This window comes from Streptomyces sp. CA-288835, from assembly GCF_050936385.1.
GTDB lineage: Bacteria > Actinomycetota > Actinomycetes > Streptomycetales > Streptomycetaceae > Streptomyces.
Genome location: NZ_JBNJMW010000001.1, coordinates 2,091,648 through 2,108,919 on the forward strand (window position 1 = coordinate 2,091,648; position 17,272 = coordinate 2,108,919).

Below are 17,272 nucleotides of genomic sequence, written 5' to 3' on the forward strand. Positions count from 1 at the left end.
ATGACCACAGGGCTGGTTGCTGCTGTTGCCCCTCACGGGTCCATGGTTCAAGCGACGGTGAGCGTCCAGAGCAGGTTGGTGCTGGTGCCCTCGCCGTCACCCTGCTTCCACTGCTTGGCGGCGGAGCCGGAGGGCACGTTGCCGCCGCTGTCGAGGACGAGGCCCGTGGTGCGGTTGGCGATGGAGTAGCGGCCGTCGCCGCGGTGGGTGAGCTGCCACTGCTGGTTGGTGTGGCCGTTCCAGTCCTGTTGGCGGACGGTGGCGCCGTTGGCGGTGGCGCCCCAGCCGTCGGCGACCATGCCGTTGGTGCGGTTCTCCAGCTTGTAGTAGCCGTTGCCGAGGTCGATCGCGTGCCACTGCAGGTCGGCGTCGCCGTCCCAGGTGCGCTGCTTGAGGTCGGAGCCGCCGGGGACGTCGCCGCCGCTGTCCAGGGCCAGGTTGTTGGTGACGTTGGTGATCCTGAACGAGGCCGACGGGTTGAGGATCACCTTCAGCGAGGTGATCTTCTTGCGGATGTCGGTGCTGTCCGCGGTGAAGGTCCACGAGGCGCCGGTGAAGTCGTCGCGGGAGTAGCCGATGACCCGGTAGCCGGGAGCGAGCCTCAGTGAGGAGAGGGTGCGCGGCGGCATTCCGGCGAGGGTCAGTTGTTCGGCGGTGTGGCTGCCGAGGGCGAGTACGGCGGTGGCGCCGCGGTAGCCGGCGTCCTTGAAGAGCAGGGCGCCCGTGAGGGGCTGAAGTACGGGGATCCGGCCGGAGAAGCGGAGCTTCAGGACGTACGCGGGGGCTTGGAAGGGTGCCGTCGGCGGAAGGGTCACCTTCAGGCCGGTCGCGTCCTGGGCCGGGGTGGGGAGGTCGATGTACTTGCCTGCCGTCGAGTCGAGCAGTTGCACCGAGGACAGCGAGTCCAGGTCGATCCGGTCGGAGCTGAGCGTGCTGATCGTCAGCGAACTGCCGGGCCAGCCAAGGACCGTGGCGTACAGGACGGTGCCCGCCTTGTCGCGGGTGAAGCGGATGTCCCGCGCGGTGCCGGCCGTGGGCTTGGTGAAGGAGCCGCCGCCCATCTTCGTCGGGCCCTCGCCGTACGCGGTCCAGGCCCGGGTGCCGTAGATCGACTCGCCGAAGCGCTTGAGGTAGTCGCCGATGCCGAGCAGGAGATCGCGCTGGCCCTGCGGGATGGTGCCGTCGGCCTGCGGCGCGATGTTGAGCAGCATGTTGCCGTTCTTGCTGACCCGGTCGATGAACGAGTGCAGCATCTGCGCCAGCGTGTAGTAGCCGATGCCCTCGGTGTAGCACCAGCTGGAGCTGGAGATGCTGTCGTCGGTCAGCCAGTACGGCGCGGTGAGGTCGGCCGGGCCGCCTCGCTCGAAGTCGAAGACCTGGCCGTGGTTGTTGAAGCCGTCCTTGTAGGTGGCGACGACTTCCTTGCCCCACTTGTCGGCCTGGTTGAAGTAGTACGCCAGGAAGTTCAGCCGCTGCCGCTCGTCGACCTCGGTCAGGTTGAAGTCCTGCCACAGGATGTCCGGTCTGGCCCGGTCGACGACCTCCTTGAGTTTGTCGTACCAGAGCTGGTTCTCCTGTTCGGGACTCAGCTGCCCGTAGAACTTCTTCAGGCTCGGGTCCGACTGGGCGGGCGCGTGCTCGTAGAAGCCGGTGAAGTTGTACGCGTGGTGCATCGCCACCAGCAGCTTCAGCTTCCTGGCGCGGATGGCGTCGGTGAACAGCTTCAGCAGGTCAAGGCGCGGGCCCTTGCGCACGGAGTTCCACTCGTTGACCTGGCTGTCCCACATCGAGTAGCCGTCGTGGTGCTCGGCGACAGGACCGGCGTACTTGGCGCCGGCTTCGACGAACAGCTGGGCCCACTCGTCGGGGTCGAAGTTGCCGCCCTCGGACTTGAGCTTGGGCGCGAACTCCTTGTGGTTGCCCGCCAGGTCGTCCGCCCCGTTGACGAAGTTGTGGTACGGCCACGCGGGCGGGCTGCCGTACGTGGCGATGTGATGCCGGTTCGCTTTCTGGCCGCTCTGGTACATGTTGCGCGGGTACCACTCGTTGTCGTACGCGGGCACGCTGAACACGCCCCAGTGGAAGTAGATGCCGAACTTGGCGTCCCGGAACCACTCGGGGGCGGCGGGGTGTCGGTTCACAGAGTCCCAGGTGGGTTCGTAGGTTCTCGGAGCGGCCGCGGCACCCCCGGCCGCTAACACGTTGGTGGCCACGGTGGCCGCCACGACGGCCGTGGTGCCGGCCAGTAGTCTGCGCCTGCTGATCGAATGCGACATACGAACGAACGTCAGGCATGTCACTGGTTACTGTCAACGGGTGTGAAGGGATGAATGTGCCTGCTGAGCAGGCAAATTGACCGTATTGTTCCTTAACTGCCCTACTTATCAAGGGGAGACATCACATGTCTCTGACCGACAAGGCCATCGATCAGCTCCGTGAGCTGATCCGCTCGGGCGCGCTGCCCCCGGGGTCCAAGCTGCCTCCGGAACAGGACTTGGCCGCCCAGTTGGGGCTGTCCCGGAACCTGGCGCGGGAGGCCGTCAAGGCGCTGGCCGTCGCCCGGGTGCTGGAGATCAGACGGGGCGACGGCACGTACGTGACCAGCCTGCAGCCGAGTCTGCTGCTGGAGGGTCTCGGCGGTGCGGTGGACCTGCTCCAGAGCGACTCGGGCGCCCTCCTTGACCTGATGGAGGTCAGGCGGCTGCTCGAACCCACCGCCACCGGGCTGGCCGCGACCCGGATCTCAGAGGAGGGCCTGGCCGAGGTGAAGCAGCACCTGGACGCCATGCGGGACGCCCGCGACGACGTCGAGCGACTCAACGCGCACGACGCGGCGTTCCACCGCGCCGTCGTCGCCGCCACGGGCAACGAACCGCTGGTCACGCTCCTGGAGGCCGTCTCGAGCCGCACCCTCCGGGCTCGTATCTGGCGCGGCCTGGTCGACGACCGGGCCGCGGGGCGGACCCTCGCGGAACACGAGGCGATCTTCACGGCCCTGTCCCGCCGCGACGCAGCGCTCAGCCAGGCCGCCGCGCTGCTGCACGTCAGCAACACCGAGCAGTGGCTTCGAGAACACGTCGACGACCCGGCGGAACCCACACCGGCCCAGGCGTGAACTCCGCACAGGCCCGGGCGTGAACGTCGTACGGCGCTCACGCCCGCGGCGGCACCAGCCCCTGCCGTACGGCGAACAGCGCGGCCTGCGTCCGTGACGTGAGCCGGAGTTTGCGCAGGACGTTGCTGACGTGGGTGCGGGCGGTGCGTTCGCTGATGACCAGCTCGTCGGCGATCTGCTGGTTCGAGCGGCCCTCCGCGACCAGGACGAGGACGTCGCGTTCCCGGACGGTGAGCGCGGCGAGCCCGGTCGGCGGGGAGACGATCTCCTGGGTGAGTCCCCTGGCCACCTCGGGGTCCAGGAAGACCTCACCCCGTGCGGCGGCGCGGATCGCGGCGACCACCTCGCCCGCCTCGGCGTCCTTGAGCAGGTAGCCGGCGGCGCCCTGCGCGAGGGCCGCGTGGACGCGTTCCATCTCGCCGAAGCTGGTGAGCACCACGACCCGTACGTCGGGATGGCGGTTCTTGATCACGCCGATCGCCGTCGCCCCGTCCATCCTCGGCATGAGCAGGTCGATCAGCACCACGTCCGGCAGTTCCCGGTGCGCGGCCATCGCGTCAAGGCGGGTCAGCGCCTCCTGCCCGTCGCCGGCCTCCGCGGCCACCTCCATATCGTCCAGGACCTCGAGATACGCGCGGATTCCGCGGCGTACGACGGCATGGTCGTCGACGATCAGGACCCGGATCGGGCGGGCTTCGCCGTCTCCCGGAGCGGAACCGCCTGCTGAGCGCTCCGGGAGCTCTCCGGGTCCGCGAGGGGCGACTCCGGCACCCGTACGGGAAGCGGAATGACGGCGCGCACGGTCGTACCGCTCTTCGCGCCGGACCTGATCCTCATGGTGCCGCCCCATCGTTCCGCCCTCTCCCGCATGGTCGTCAGTCCGTAGCCGTGATGGCGGGCCGTCCGGCCGGCCTTCCCCTCCGGGGCGGCGTCTCCTCGCCCGGCGGATTCCGCGATTCCGTGCCCGTCGTCGCGGACGCTCGCGGTCAGTGTGTGGTCGCGGACGCCGAGGCGGATGGTGACGGTGGTGGCCTCCGCGTGCTTGACCGCGTTGTGGATGGCCTCGGCGACGATCCGGTACATGTCCTCGGCCAACTCCGGCTCGATCACGTCCAGTTCCTGTTCGCACAGGAGCCGGATGGCAAGGCCCGTACGGTGCTCGGTGCTCTTCACGAGCGCGCTCACCGCGTCCTCGAGGCCGAGCCGGGCGGAGGAGGGCGGGCGCAGTTCGTGCACCATCGCGCGCAGGTCGGCCAGCACAGTCCGGGAGAGGGCTCCGACCTCGTCCGCGAACTTCTGGACGGACTCGGCCGGGACCGGCCCGCCGCGGGTGCCGAGCACGCCGACAGCGTTGGCCTGCATGCCGATGGAGAACACCTGCTGGACGATCGAATCGTGCAGGTCGCGGGCGAGACGCTGGCGCTCGTTGCGGCGGGCCCCTTCGCGTTCGCTCTGCAGCAGCGTGGCGTAGTCGACGGCGAGGGCGGCCTGTTCCGCCATGGCGGAAAGGAACTCCAGCGTGCGGCTGCCGATCTCCTGGCCCGGCGCGAAGTACGCGTTCAGTACGCCTTCGGGACGGCCGCGCGCCATCAGCGGAACGCTGACGAAAGAGTCCCAGTTCAGCTCGCCGAGGTAGGCGTGCAGGGGTTCCCAGGCCGGGTCCTCGCGGATCTGGGCCCAGCGGTGGGGGACGACGATGGGTTTACGTTCCTTGAGGGTGTCGAGCATGCAGAGCCGGGCGCCCCGGTCGCGGCACTCAAGCAGCCGGTCGAGGAAGGCATCCCAGTGCCGCAGCCCCGCGGAGCCCATCAGCCGCAGTTCACGGCCGGTGCTGTCCAGGGTGAGGATCTGCGCGCCGGCCAGTCCGTCGGCCTGCACGATCTGCTGGGCCACGGCGTCCAGGGTCGAGCCGAGCGAGCCCTCCGTGGCCAGTGCGATCGACGTCTGGGCGATCGCCACGAGCCTGCGCTGCCGGTGCGATTCGTCGGTCACATCGCGGAACGACACGACGGTGAACGTCGGGTCGGACGCCAGCGTACGGGCCCGGTAGGCGAACTCGCGCCGGGCTCCGGAGGGGGACTCCCAGTGGGCGACCTGCTCGTCGGACCGACCCTCCGGCGGCTCGTCCGAGTGGTCCTGAGCGTGGCCCTCCGACTGCTCGTTCAGCGGCCCCACCCAGCAGGCGCCCTCACCCTCCGCGAGCGCGAACGGGGCGGGCGCGCCGAGCAGTTCGGCCTCCTCCCGCGCGCCGCACAGCGCGACCGCCGCCGGGTTCAGTCGGACGAAGCGGCCCACGCAGTCCAGTACGGCGAGGCCGTCCGGCGCGACGGCCGCGATGTCGTCCCAGCCCACGAGCGGCGTACCGGGCATGAGCGATCTCCTCACCCTCGTCATCGTCGACGAGCGACGAAGCCCGCTCCGAGGGTAGCCCGGCGGATTCGGGCCGGGCCTACGTCATTCGACCTGTTCACCGCCGGGTCGAAGCGCCGAGCCGGTCGCGTCATTGCTCGCGTTCCCGCACGGACGACACCCGCATACGTTGAGGAGGGCACCCCCGAGGTCCGCCCGAGCCCCCGAGGACGAGGAGGTCTGAGGATGGACGTGTCCATCGGCACGATCTGGGAGGCGGTCTCCCGTGCCCTGCCCGACGCCGTCGCCATCGCGGAACCCGGTCGTGAGACCACCTACCGGGAGTTCGACGAGCGCGCGGCACGGCTGGCCGCCGCACTGGAGGTGGCCGGGGTGCGTGAGGGCGACACCGTGGCCTGCTACCTGTACAACGGCGCCGCCTACCTGGAGGCGGTCTTCGCCGCCTTCAAGCTCGGCGCCGTGCCGGTCAACGCCAACTACCGCTACACCGGCGAGGAACTCTCCGAACTCCTCACCGACGCCGACGCGGCGGCCCTCGTCTTCAGCGGCACCCTGGCCGACCGGGTCGTACACGCCGCGCAGCATGTGCCCACGCTGAAGTTGCTGGTCAGGGCAGGCGAGCCACCCGCCGACGGCCCCACCGGACCCGCCGTGCCCGAACTGGAGGACCTGCTGGCGGCCCACGCACCGCGCGAGCCGCAGCCGCGTCCCGGATCGGACCGGCTCTTCATGTACACCGGCGGCACCACGGGCAAGCCGAAGGGCGTCGTGTGGCGGCAGAGTGATCTGCTGCACTCCCTCGTGGTCCCGATCTTCCACCCGCTGGGCGTCACCGAGCTCCCGGCGACCGTCGACGAGGCCGTGGCCATCGCGGTCAAGGCACACGGCGAGGGCAGCGCCCCGACGACGATGCCCGTGGTGCCGCTGATGCACGCCACCGGGCTTTTCAACACCATGGGCGCCCTGATGGTCGGCGGCCGGGCGGTCACCGCACGGCAGGGCGGGCTCGACTCGGAGCACGTCTGGCACACGATCGCCGAGCAGCGGGCCGACACGGTCATCATCGCGGGCAACGCCGTATGCCGGCCGCTCGTCGACGAACTCGTCCGCGCGGAACAGGCGGGAGCAGCACACGACTTGAGCTCCGTACGCAGGATCATCAGCTCCGGCACCGCGCTCAGCGACCCGCTCAAGCAGGCGCTGCACGAACGCGCCGAGGTCACGGTCATCGACGCCATCGCGTCGAGCGAAGGGGGCCCGTTCGCCTTCGCGATCACCTCGTCCGTACGAGATCTGCCGGCGCGCTTCTTCCCCGTACCGGCGACGCGGGTGATCGGCCCCGACGACCGCTTCGTCGAACCCGGCAGCGAGGAGGCCGGGCTTCTCGCCTACTGCGGCCCGATGCCGCTCGGCTACTACAAGGACACGGAGAAGAGTGCGACGACGTTCCGCACGATCGACGGGGTCCGGTACGCGATCCCCGGCGATCTCGCGCAGATCGAGGCTGACGGTGCGATCCGCTTCCTCGGCCGCGGCTCGGGGGTGATCAACACCGGTGGCGAGAAGGTGCACCCCCAGGAGGTGGAGAACGTCCTGCTGGAGCACCCCGCGGTGACCGACTGCGTCGTCGTGGGCATCCCCGACGAGACCTGGGGAGAACGGGTGGCGGCCGTCGTGGCCGTCCCGCCGGGCGCGACGGTCACCGCCGATGAACTCCGCGACTGGGTACGGCGCAGCCTCGCCGGCTACAAGGTGCCGCGTTCCGTCGTCCTGACGGAGACCCTGCCGCGCACCCCGACCGGCAAGCTCGAGATCGCCTGGGCCAGGAAGACCGCCCAGGACGCCGGCGCGGGCGCGGGTGACGGGTCGTGACGGCCGCGTGCGAGACGTGCTGAACGGCGGCCGCGGTGACCTTGGTGACCTTGGCTTCCGTACGCGCCTGCCGCCTCGTCACGAGGATCGGACGCGGTCAGTCCTGATAGGTGACGCCCAACTCGGCGAGTTTGGCGCGCAGTCCGTAGTAGTCGACGCCCAGGGTTCCGGAGCGCAGGACCTCGCGGGTGGTGGCTTCCTTGGCGAGCCGTTTCTCCGCGAGGTCCGCAGCCTCCTCCGCCTCCGCGACGGGCACTACGACCACGCCGTCGTCGTCTGCGATCACGACGTCACCGGGGTTGACGGACACGCCGCCCAGCGTCACGGGGACGTTGACCGAACCCGGGGACGCCTTCACCGTGCCCTGGGCGGACACGGCCCGCGACCAGACATGGAAGCCCATCTCCCGCAGCTCGGCGGTGTCGCGCACACCGGCCCCCGTGACCAGGCCGATGACGCCCCGGGCGGCGAGGGAGGTCGCGAGCAGTTCGCCGAACATGCCGTCCGTGGACGGCGAGGTGGTGGTCACCACGAGGACGTCGCCGGGGCGGCAGACCTCGACGGCGGCGTGGATCATCAGGTTGTCCCCCGGGTGGGAGCTGACCGTCACCGCCGGGCCCGCGATACGCACATCCCGCTGGTTGGGCCGCAGACCAGTCCCCGCGAAGCCACGGCGGCCGATGGCCTCGTGGACCGTGGACACCCCCGCCGCGGCGAGCCGGGCGACGACCTCGGCGGCGGGCCGGTCGATGTTCCTGACGACGACATGACGTCGGGGCATGTCTCCTCCGCGGTGCTCAGGTCTGATGTCACGAGAATTCTCGAAGTCAACGCTATTGTCAACAAAAACGTCAGCGATAAGCTCGAAGCTGACGAGTCAACCTCCTTCCCACCGCTTGATTCCAAGGAGCCCCCATGCCACTCGACACCACCTCCACCCCGTCCGAAGGAGCGCTGCTGGTGATCAGCGCCCACGCGGGCGACTTCGTCTGGCGGGCCGGCGGCGCCATAGCCCTGGCCGCCGAACGCGGTCAGCGCGCCAAAGTGCTCTGCCTCAGCTTCGGCGAGCGCGGCGAGTCCGCCCGCGCCTGGCGCGACGGCCTCCAGCTCAACGAGATCAAGGAGCTGCGCCGCACGGAGGCCTCGAACGCCGCGGCCGCGTTGGGAGCGGAGATCGAGTTCCTGGACGCCGGGGACTACCCGCTCCTGGAAACCCCGGAGTTGGTGGACCGCATCGTCCGCGTGTACCGGGAGGTGAACCCCGCCGTGGTCCTCACCCACACCCTCGCCGACCCCTACAACGGCGACCACCCGGCCGCCGCCCGCATGGCACTCCAGGCCCGCGTACTCGCCCAGGCGATCGGCTACGACGCCCCCGGTGAACCCCTCGGCGCTCCCCCGGTGTTCTTCTTCGAGCCGCACCAGCCGGAACAGTGCGACTTCAAGCCGAACGTCCTGCTCGACATCACCCCGGTCTTCGACAAGAAGCGCAAGGCCATGGAGTGCCTGGCCGCACAGCAGCACATGTGGGACTACTACACGGACCTCGCCAAGCGCCGCGGCGTCCAGCTGAAGCGCAACGCCGGCCCGAACCTCGGCCTCCCCCACACGACCATGGGCGAGGCGTACGTACGGCTCTACCCGCAGACGACGGGCGTACTGGCATGACGACGCGCAGCGAGACGGACGCCCGTACGGCCACGCACATCTGGGTGCCCTTCCGCGACACGTCCCTCTACGTGGAGTTCGCGGACGAGGCCGGCGAAACGGCCCGTAGCTCCGATCGCCGGGCACTACTGGCCGACGCCGTCCCCCAGGACGGCATCACGCGCGACGACCGCTACGGCCCGCCGATGTGGCGCATCGACGCCCAGCGGCTGCATGCCGTGGTGGAAGCCCTCTGGAACGAGGACGACCGCCAGGTCCGGATCCACCTCGACCAGGCACCGCCGCGGCCCGACGGGGACAACGGGACGCCGCGCACGCACGACGGATGACGTAGTCCGAGCCACGACCTTGCGCCGCCCCGGTCCGGTCATTCGCGCGATGACCTGGGCGTTCCCCGGTCGCTAGCGTCGATCGTGTCGCCGCCGACCGCGGCCGAAGTGACGCCCGCCGACCGCAGTCGAGGAGATGACGTACGTGACGAGCCGTTCAGCCGCCGCCCCGGACACGCGCCCCCTCGGTACGGCCGAGGCCCCTGTCCCGACCCGTCGCGGCGCCGAGTACGAAGGCACCGTCACCGTACGGTCCCGGCGGACGGTGGCGGACGGTGTCGTATCGCTGGAACTGGCACCAAGCGCCGGTGACGGTGAAGCCGAAGCCGAACCCCTGCCGCCCTGGCAGCCCGGCGCGCACATTGACGTCGTCCTGCCCACAGGCGTCACCCGGCAGTACTCGCTGTGCGGCCCGGTCGACGCGGTGGGACACTCCGCCCGCTGGCGCATCGCCGTGCTGCGCGAGCCCGACGGACGCGGCGGCTCGCAGTGGATCCACGACCACATCCGGGAGGGCGACGAACTCCGGGTGCGCGGCCCGCGCAACAACTTCCCGCTGCGGCCCGCGGCCCGGTACCTGTTCGTCGGCGGAGGCATCGGCATCACCCCCCTGCTCCCGATGATCTCCGAGGCGGAGGCCGCGGGTGCCGAGTGGTCGCTGCTCTACGGCGGCCGGACCCACGCTTCCATGGCCTTCCTGCCCGAACTGGCGGGCTACGGCGAGCGGGTGGCCGTACGGCCGCAGGACCAGTACGGACTCCTCGACCTCGCCGGCTTCCTCGGCGAACCCGACCCGTCCGCCCTGGTGTACTGCTGCGGCCCGGCACCGCTCATCGACGCGGTCGAGGCGTACTGCGCCACCTGGCCGTCCGGGTCCCTGAACGTCGAGCGGTTCGCGGCGGCGGCCAGCGCGGGGCCCGCCGACGATGCGGCCGCCGAGCAGCCGATCGAGGTGGAGCTGCGGGCCTCCGGGATGACGCTGACCGTGCCGCCGGAGCTGTCGGTGCTCAAGGCGGTGGAGGAGGCGGGCGTCCCGGTGCTGTCTTCCTGCGAGGAGGGCATCTGCGGCTCGTGCGAGACGCCCGTCCTGGACGGCGAGGTCGATCACCGCGACTCACTGCTCACCGACGACGAACGGGCCGCCAACGACACGATGCTGATCTGCGTCTCGCGCGCCCGGGGCGGCCGCCTCGTACTGGATCTCTGACGAACTCTGACACGCCGTCAACTCGCATACGGAAGGACCGCCATGACACTGACACAGCATGTGCGCAACGGCTGGTACCTCGGAGCCTGGTCCGACGAGATCGGCCGGACACTCACGCAACGCTGGATCACGGACATCCCGGTCTGCTTTTACCGCCTGCCCGATCAGACCGTCACCGCCGTTGAGGACCGCTGCCCTCACCGCAAGTACCCTTTGTCCCTGGGGCACTTGGACGACAAGGGCACGCTCCAGTGTGACTACCACGGCTACCGTTTCGATGGTCAGGGCGTATGCGTCGGGGTCGCCGAGCAGGCCGACCGGCCCAAGGCGGCGCTGCGCCGCTTCCCGCTGGTCGAGCGGGACGGCGCGATCTGGATCTGGCCCGGTGACCCGGAACTGGCCGACGAAAGCCTGCTGCCCGCCACCTCGTGGCTCACCGACCCGGGCTGGACGCATGTACATGGCGTCGTCCCGCTCAAGGCGCGGCACATGCTGCTCCTGGAGAACTTGCTCGACCTCACCCACGAGACGTTCCTGCACCCGACGACCATCGGCAACGCCGCCGTCGCCGCGACCCCGATCGACGTCACCGTGGACGGCGACCGGGTCAGCTTCAGCCGCCACATGATCGGCATAGAAGCGCCTCCGTTCTACGAGAAGTCCTGCGGGCTGACCTCTCCGGTGGACCGTTGGCAGGACGGCGACTTCTACCCGCCGGGCATCTTCATCCTCAACATCCGCGTCGCCGCCACCGGCACCGAGGAGCCGGAGGGCTTCCACATGAAGGTGCTGTACGGGCTGACGCCGGGGCGCGGCAACGAAACGCACGACTTCTACGCCCTGGGCCGCGACTACCTCATCGACGACCAGGAGCTCACGAAGTTCCAGCACGAGCAGCAGCTCGCCGTGATGCAGGAGGACGTCGACGCCCTGGAAGCTCAGGAGGTCATGTACGCCACCGACCCTGGCGGCAAGGCAGAGTCCAGCATCAAGTCCGACCTGGCCGCCCTCCGCGGACGCCGCGCGGTGACGAAGATGCTCGCCCGCGAACAGCGCGAGCAGCAGGAACAGGGCGAGCAGCAACAGGGCGCCCGCATCCCGCGCAGCCGGACGGCGGCCGTATGAGCGGCCGCCGCGTCTTCGTACTGCTCCACGGAGCCTGGCACGGCGGGTGGGTATGGCAGCACGTCACACAGCAGCTGCGCGAGGCCGGGCACGAAGTGCATGCCCCCACACTGACCGGGGTGAGCGACCGTGCCCACCTCCTCAGCCCTCAAGTCGGGCTCGCTACGCACATCCAGGACGTGGTCGCGCTGATCGAGGCGTACGACGCCAGGGATGTCGTACTCGTCGGGCACAGTTACGCGGGCCAGGTCGTCACCGGAGTCGCAGACCGCATCCCCGACCGGCTGGCCAAGCGCGTCCACCTCGACGCCTTCGTAGGCGACGACGGTGACGCGGCCATCGACCTGCTTCCCGAACGCATCGCCGGGCACTACCGCGAGTCCGTGTCCGGCCCCGGCTTCGGCTGGCTCATCCCGGTGCGCTCACTGAGCGTGCTCGGCGTCGAGGAACAGTCCGACCTGGACTGGCTGAGCCCTCGGCTGACCCCGCACCCCTGGCTGACCTACACCGAGCCGCTCCGGCTGACCGGCAAAGCCGACCAAGTCCCCGGCGTCTTCATCGAATGCACCGACTGGATGCGGGTGTTCACCCCGCAGGCCGAGCGAGCCGCCGCCCGCAGCTGGCCGATCCACGAGATCGCGACCGGGCACGAGGCCATGGTCACCGCCCCCGACCAACTGGCCGAACTGCTGCTGGAGATCGCCGCAGCCTGACCATGACTGCACCGTGAAGGGACGCCCCATGGAATTCCTCGTACGCACCGAGAACCTCCTGCCCCCGGACACCCCCGACGACGTACGCGAGTCCCTGCGCAAGGGCGAGCGCGAGCGCGCCATGCAGCTCAGGGAGGCCGGCATCCTCAAGCGGCTGTGGCGGGTTCCGGGCCGCAACGCCACGATCGGCCTGTACGAGGCGGCCGATCCGGCGGAGTTGCATGACGCGCTCGCCTCCCTGCCGATGTGGAAGTGGATGGACATCACGGTCGAGGCGCTCGCCACCCACCCGCAGGAGAAGGCGCCTTGAGCGGCCGGGAGGCCCAAGACAGCAGGGACGGCGGGCGAGTCGCCGTGGTCACCGGCGCCGCAGGCGGCCTCGGGAAGGCCATCGCCCGCCGGCTGGCGAGGGACGGATTCACGGTCGCCGCCCTCGACATCGCCGAACCGGAAGCGGACCCGGACTCGGACTCGGACCCCGGCGGCAGCGGCGAAGCCTCCGGCGTACGGCCGTGGCACTGCGACATCAGCGACCCGGCCGCGACCCGCCAGACCGTCAGCGAGATCACCGAGGCATACGGCGGATTCGACGTCCTCGTCAACAACGCCGGCCTGCTCTCCGGCCGCGCACCCCTGCTGGAGACGACCCCCGAGGAACTGCACCGCTTCTTCGACGTCAACGCCGTCGGCCCCCTCCTGATGGTCCAGGCATGCGCGCCCTGGCTGACCAAGAGCCCGCACCGCGGACGGGTGATCAATGTGGCGTCCCGCACCTTCTTCACGGGGTCGCCCGGCCAGATCGCGTACGTCGCCAGCAAGGGCGCGCTCATCGGCATGACCCGGGTGATGGCGCGCGAATTGGGCGAGCACCGGATCACGGTCAACGCGGTGGCGCCCGCGCAGGTGGCCACTCCGGGTACCCGGGAGCACTCCGGCGACGAGGTGTTCGCCGCGACCATGCGTCAGCAGGCGATCAAGGAGTTCGTCACGCCGGAGCACTTCGCGGGGCTCGTCTCGTATCTCGCTTCCCCGGACGCGGAGTTGGTCACCGGCCAGACGTTCGTCTGTGACGGCGGCGGGCTCCTGCACTGATGGCGGGCCCTCACAGGAGACCCCATGGGAGAGGAGAGGAACGGCATGTCCAGCAGCACACCCCAGGTGCCCGGCACGTACGTCTTCGACGCCGCCGAGAGTCGCCGCGGCCGGGCGCTGAACCGGCTCTGCGGGTCCCTCAAGGACGCCGGGAGCCGGGAGAAGTTCAAGGCCGACGAGGCCGCGTACTGCGAGGCGTACGGGCTGACGGCCGAGCAACGGGACGCCGTCCTGCGGCGGGACTGGAACCGGATGATGGAGCTGGGCGGCTCCATCTTCTACGTCTTCAAGCTCGCCATGGTCGACGGGAAGTCCATGCAGTACCTCGGCGGGGTCTTCACCGGCATGACCACCGAGGAGTTCGCGGAGTCGCTGAAAGCGGGAGGGCGGAACTTTGGCTGAGGTGATCTGGGGTCTGGCCACCTCGCATGTGCCGTCGATCGGTGCGGCCATGGACCACGGGAAGACGGAAGACCCGTACTGGAAGCCGCTGTTCGACGGGTACGGCCCTGCGCGGGAGTGGATGGCCGAGCACACCCCCGATGTCGCGGTGGTCGTCTACAACGACCATGCCAACGCCCTCGACATGAGCGTCACCCCGACCTTCGCGCTGGGGACGGCCGAGTCGTACCGCGTGGCCGACGAGGGGTGGGGCAGCCGACCAGTGCCGGCGGTCATCGGCAACCCCGAGTTCTCCGACCACCTCGTGAAGAGCCTGATCGACGCCTCCTTCGACCTGACCGTCTACCAGGAACTGGACGTCGACCACGGTCTGACCGTCCCGCTGTCGGTCTACTGCCCCGACCCCGGCGAACGCTGGCCGTGCGCGGTGGTGCCCCTCCTGGTGAACGTCATCCAGTACCCGCAGCCGACCGCCGCACGCTGCCTGGCTCTCGGCCGCGCGCTCGGCGAGGCGATCCGTACCTTCCCCGAGGACCTCAAGGTCGCCGTCTTCGGCACCGGCGGCATGTCCCATCAACTCGCGGGCGCCCGCGCGGGGTTGATCAACCAGGACTTCGACCGGATGTACCTCGACGCGATCGAGCACGCCCCCGAGAAGCTGGCCGCGCTGACGCGCGAGGAGTACATCCGCGAGGCCGGCTCCGAGGGCATCGAGTTGATCATGTGGCTGATCATGCGCGGCGCGCTGGGGCCCCGTATCCGACGCGTGCACGAGACGTACCACGTGCCCGCGTCGAACACGGCGGCCGGGATGGTCCTGTTCGAGAACCTGAGCCCGGGGGCACCCTGAGGAGCCTCGCTCAGAGGGACTTTCGCAGCGGGAAGGCCGCCCGGACTTCCCAGCCGTAGCCGACCCGGGGTCCGGCCCACAGTGTGCCGCCCAGCGCCGTGACGCGTTCCGTCAGGCCGACGAGGCCGAAGCCGCCACCTCGTGCGGCGGCGGGGAGTTGGGTGCCGCCGCGGCCGTCGTCCGCCACCGCGACCATCAGGCGGTGGTCCTCGCACCACAGGCCGACGCTGATCTCCGTGGCGTCGGCCGCGTGACGTCGTACGTTCGTCAGGGCCTCCTGTACGACCCGGAAGGCAGCCGCCTGCACCTCGTGCGCGAGGTCGTCGGGGAGGGCGGGGTCCCGGTTGAGGGTGACCTTCTGGCCCGGGCTGGCGAAACCCTCGAGCAGGCCGGAGATGCCCGCGAGATCGCCCACCGGGCGGTGGTCGGCCGCATCCGGTTGCCCGGTGTCGCGCAGCACACCGACCGTGCGGCGCATGGACGCCAGAGCTTCGGTGGCGGCGCGTTCGATCCCGGCCAGGATCGGATCGAGGTCGTCGCTCCCGGAGGTCTTGGAGGTCCCGGAGTTCTCGGAGATCCCGGAGGTCCGGGCGTCGGCCATCATGCGCGCGACCTGCGTCTGCACGAGGATCCCGGTGACATGGTGGGCGACGAAGTCGTGCAGGTCGGCGGCGATGGCCACGCGCTCGTCGCGCCGGGTCTCGGCCACCGCGACCGTCCGCTTGAAGTCCAGCGAACGCAGATACCCGGCGAGCATGCCGACCAGGCCGATCAGGAGCAGGCCGACCACCATGAATCCCAGTGGTTGATCGTCGGTCAGTGACCGGGCATTGCCCACGGGCAGGGCGAGCCCTGCGACCCCGGCGAGCGTGCCGCACACCACGGCCCAGCGGGGCGGACAGTGCCGTACGGCGATGAACAGCAGGCACAGCATGATCGTGATCTCGCCGGGGCCGAACGAGCGTTGTCCGCCGGTCAGCACGATCCCGACCGTCAGGGCCAGGGAAACGACGGCGGGTACCGCGGCGCGGACCTGCGGCGTGAGCCACGCGGGACGCAGGCCCGCCGGCCACAGCAGTGCCGCGAGGCCGACGGCCAGCGCGGCCGCGCTCGGCCGGAGGTCGTTCCCCTCGGTACTCACCACGGCGAAGTCGAGGAAACTCACCCCGAGCAGGGCGCCGAAGCCGAAGCCGCGGGCGCAGCCCTGGGCAGAAACGGATTTCATGCGGTCACCGTAAGCGAGCCCGCCGACCCCGGGGATCGGCCGAACGGCCGAGGGGCCCGGCCGTGAGCCGTGGCATCGTGGCCGTTCGGCCGATGCGGGCGCCCGGGCCCGCGGGCGAGGGTGGAGCCGTTGCCTTTCCTCGGACAGCAGGACCTCAGGAGTACGTACGTGAAGCAGCGCAGCGGGTTCCTCGTCGGCGCCGTCGGCGGTGCCATCGCCGTGGTCGCCGTGGGCGGCGTCGGCACCTATCTGCTCTCCGGGACCGAGTCGAACACCATGCTGAACGACTACAGCACGGTGAGGGTGGACGGTCAGAAGGCGCTCTCGGCGAACATCGTCGAGGGCCGCACGGAGAACAAGTACAACCCGCTGCCCTGGGTCGGGCAGAAGGTCACCGGCGTGACCTGCCCGACCGGCCTGAAGGCGGTGGCCGGGACCACCCTCACCTGCACCGGCAAGGACGAGGACGGCAAGGCCATCGCCATCCGCGTGACCGTGGTCAGGGCCTCGGACCGCTCCGTCACCTGGAAGTTCGAGCGCTGAGACGCGTACCTCCAGAAGGACTTGCTGGGGGGACCTCTAGGAGGACCTGCTGGGGTCGCTCCTCCCGGCCGTCCCCCAGGCGAGCAGCGCGAAGCCCAGGGCGAAGCCGAGCATCGTCCATACGCCGCGCGGCCAGAAGATGTGGCTGTCGACGAAGAACCAGCCGGCCACCAGGAGCACCAGCGTGCCGGGAAGGATTCGGACGCCGTGCCTCGGGAACAGTGCGACCGCCGTGGCGACGATGGCTGCGATGAGGGCGTAGACACCGGCCTGCCCGAGCGCCTCGCCCGTGTCGTAGAGCGGGCGCTTGACCGGCCCGAGTGCCGCGGTCTCGGCGACGTGCTCGACCGCGGTTCCGGCCCCGATGCCGGCGACGGCGTCGAGGCCGGTGTAGAAGGCCGCGTAGCCGAAGGCACACACCCAGGCCACCACCGTGGCGACGCCCGCGAGATCGAGTCGGGGCCGGCGCCACAGCGGGACCAGGAGGCCGACCGTGAGCAGGGGAAAGACCGGGAGCAGTGCGATGTGCAGGTCGGTCCAGTCCGCGGCCGTCGACCTGGACAGCCCGTGCGGATGCGCGAGGCCCGCGGCGGCGAGTACGAGAGGGGCGGCGGTGACGAGGGCGATGGTTCGGATGGTTGCCATGCCTGCGAACGTAGGTGCGTCACGTCGCCGGATACGGCCGCGTAAGGGACTCGTAAGACACTACGCACTACGAGCCACCGGGCCCGCCCGCTCTTCGGCCGACTGCTCTTCGGCCG

General features: G+C 70.1%; 18 protein-coding genes. 12 read left to right on the forward strand and 6 right to left on the reverse strand.

The genetic code is table 11. From position 1 onward, the window contains the following. Positions 1 to 47 precede the first annotated feature (47 nt). Entirely contained in the window at positions 48 to 2,276 is a 2,229-nt protein-coding gene (locus ACQEVY_RS09465) for an alpha-L-fucosidase (protein ID WP_432946777.1), read from the reverse strand. A 125-nt stretch (positions 2,277 to 2,401) separates the two neighbouring features. Between ACQEVY_RS09465 and ACQEVY_RS09470 the strand changes: the two genes are divergently transcribed. Next, positions 2,402 to 3,115, forward strand: a complete 714-nt coding sequence (locus ACQEVY_RS09470) for a FadR/GntR family transcriptional regulator (RefSeq protein ID WP_432946779.1) — start codon at positions 2,402 to 2,404, stop codon at positions 3,113 to 3,115. 37 nt (positions 3,116 to 3,152) lie between these two features. Here the strand turns inward: ACQEVY_RS09470 and ACQEVY_RS09475 are convergent, their stop codons facing one another. Together ACQEVY_RS09475 and ACQEVY_RS09480 are read right to left on the reverse strand one after the other, a co-directional pair. Continuing rightward, the gene (locus ACQEVY_RS09475) at positions 3,153 to 3,800 is read right to left on the reverse strand and encodes a response regulator (protein ID WP_432955138.1); all 648 of its coding nucleotides are present in this window, start codon (positions 3,798 to 3,800) and stop codon (positions 3,153 to 3,155) included. Continuing rightward, complete coding sequence (locus ACQEVY_RS09480; protein ID WP_432946781.1) at positions 3,788 to 5,485, reverse strand: ATP-binding protein; 1,698 nt, start codon at positions 5,483 to 5,485, stop codon at positions 3,788 to 3,790. Before ACQEVY_RS09480 ends, ACQEVY_RS09475 begins: the two co-directional genes overlap by 13 nt. A gap of 225 nt (positions 5,486 to 5,710) precedes the next feature. On the opposite strand from ACQEVY_RS09480, the gene ACQEVY_RS09485 reads away from it, so the two are divergent. Continuing rightward, positions 5,711 to 7,357 carry an AMP-binding protein gene (locus ACQEVY_RS09485; RefSeq protein WP_432946783.1) on the forward strand — a complete coding sequence of 549 codons (1,647 nt, stop codon included), beginning with the start codon at positions 5,711 to 5,713 and terminating at the stop codon, positions 7,355 to 7,357. Between the two features lie 97 nt (positions 7,358 to 7,454). On the opposite strand, the gene ACQEVY_RS09490 is transcribed toward ACQEVY_RS09485, so the two are convergent. Further along, positions 7,455 to 8,138, reverse strand: a complete 684-nt coding sequence (locus ACQEVY_RS09490; protein WP_432946785.1) for a 4-carboxy-4-hydroxy-2-oxoadipate aldolase/oxaloacetate decarboxylase — start codon at positions 8,136 to 8,138, stop codon at positions 7,455 to 7,457. A 134-nt stretch (positions 8,139 to 8,272) separates the two neighbouring features. Between ACQEVY_RS09490 and ACQEVY_RS09495 the strand changes: the two genes are divergently transcribed. From ACQEVY_RS09495 to ACQEVY_RS09535, 9 genes are all read left to right on the forward strand, one after another. Continuing rightward, on the forward strand, positions 8,273 to 9,025 hold the full coding sequence (locus tag ACQEVY_RS09495; protein ID WP_432946789.1) for a PIG-L deacetylase family protein: 753 nt from the start codon (positions 8,273 to 8,275) through the stop codon (positions 9,023 to 9,025). Further along, a complete protein-coding gene (locus tag ACQEVY_RS09500) occupies positions 9,022 to 9,354 on the forward strand; it encodes a hypothetical protein (RefSeq protein WP_432946791.1) in 333 nt (110 codons plus the stop codon). The genes ACQEVY_RS09495 and ACQEVY_RS09500 overlap by 4 nt, the downstream gene beginning before the upstream one ends. A 145-nt stretch (positions 9,355 to 9,499) precedes the next feature. Continuing rightward, positions 9,500 to 10,561: a PDR/VanB family oxidoreductase gene (locus ACQEVY_RS09505; RefSeq protein ID WP_432946793.1), complete on the forward strand. Its 1,062-nt coding sequence runs from the start codon at positions 9,500 to 9,502 to the stop codon at positions 10,559 to 10,561. A gap of 42 nt (positions 10,562 to 10,603) precedes the next feature. After that, positions 10,604 to 11,686 carry a Rieske 2Fe-2S domain-containing protein gene (locus ACQEVY_RS09510; protein ID WP_432946795.1) on the forward strand — a complete coding sequence of 361 codons (1,083 nt, stop codon included), beginning with the start codon at positions 10,604 to 10,606 and terminating at the stop codon, positions 11,684 to 11,686. After that, positions 11,683 to 12,399: an alpha/beta fold hydrolase gene (locus ACQEVY_RS09515; RefSeq protein ID WP_432946797.1), complete on the forward strand. Its 717-nt coding sequence runs from the start codon at positions 11,683 to 11,685 to the stop codon at positions 12,397 to 12,399. Before ACQEVY_RS09510 ends, ACQEVY_RS09515 begins: the two co-directional genes overlap by 4 nt. 28 nt (positions 12,400 to 12,427) lie before the next feature. After that, positions 12,428 to 12,709, forward strand: a complete 282-nt coding sequence (locus ACQEVY_RS09520; protein ID WP_165338486.1) for a muconolactone Delta-isomerase family protein — start codon at positions 12,428 to 12,430, stop codon at positions 12,707 to 12,709. Further along, positions 12,706 to 13,491: an SDR family NAD(P)-dependent oxidoreductase gene (locus ACQEVY_RS09525; RefSeq protein WP_432946799.1), complete on the forward strand. Its 786-nt coding sequence runs from the start codon at positions 12,706 to 12,708 to the stop codon at positions 13,489 to 13,491. The genes ACQEVY_RS09520 and ACQEVY_RS09525 overlap by 4 nt, the downstream gene beginning before the upstream one ends. Before the next feature lie 45 nt (positions 13,492 to 13,536). Then, positions 13,537 to 13,893, forward strand: coding sequence for a protocatechuate 4,5-dioxygenase subunit alpha (ligA, locus tag ACQEVY_RS09530; protein ID WP_432946801.1), 357 nt, complete (start codon positions 13,537 to 13,539; stop codon positions 13,891 to 13,893). 1 nt (position 13,894) lies between these two features. Next, positions 13,895 to 14,743 carry a class III extradiol dioxygenase subunit beta gene (locus ACQEVY_RS09535; RefSeq protein WP_432955140.1) on the forward strand — a complete coding sequence of 283 codons (849 nt, stop codon included), beginning with the start codon at positions 13,895 to 13,897 and terminating at the stop codon, positions 14,741 to 14,743. A gap of 10 nt (positions 14,744 to 14,753) precedes the next feature. On the opposite strand, the gene ACQEVY_RS09540 is transcribed toward ACQEVY_RS09535, so the two are convergent. Continuing rightward, complete coding sequence (locus ACQEVY_RS09540; protein WP_432946803.1) at positions 14,754 to 15,968, reverse strand: sensor histidine kinase; 1,215 nt, start codon at positions 15,966 to 15,968, stop codon at positions 14,754 to 14,756. A 168-nt stretch (positions 15,969 to 16,136) separates the two neighbouring features. On the opposite strand from ACQEVY_RS09540, the gene ACQEVY_RS09545 reads away from it, so the two are divergent. Next, positions 16,137 to 16,511 (forward strand): DUF4333 domain-containing protein, encoded by a 375-nt coding sequence (locus tag ACQEVY_RS09545; RefSeq protein WP_432946805.1) that lies wholly within the window; start codon positions 16,137 to 16,139, stop codon positions 16,509 to 16,511. Positions 16,512 to 16,547: 36 nt separating this feature from the next. Here ACQEVY_RS09545 and ACQEVY_RS09550 read toward each other — a convergent pair whose 3' ends face one another. Then, positions 16,548 to 17,156 carry a hypothetical protein gene (locus ACQEVY_RS09550; protein WP_432946807.1) on the reverse strand — a complete coding sequence of 203 codons (609 nt, stop codon included), beginning with the start codon at positions 17,154 to 17,156 and terminating at the stop codon, positions 16,548 to 16,550. Between the last annotated feature and the right edge of the window lie 116 nt (positions 17,157 to 17,272).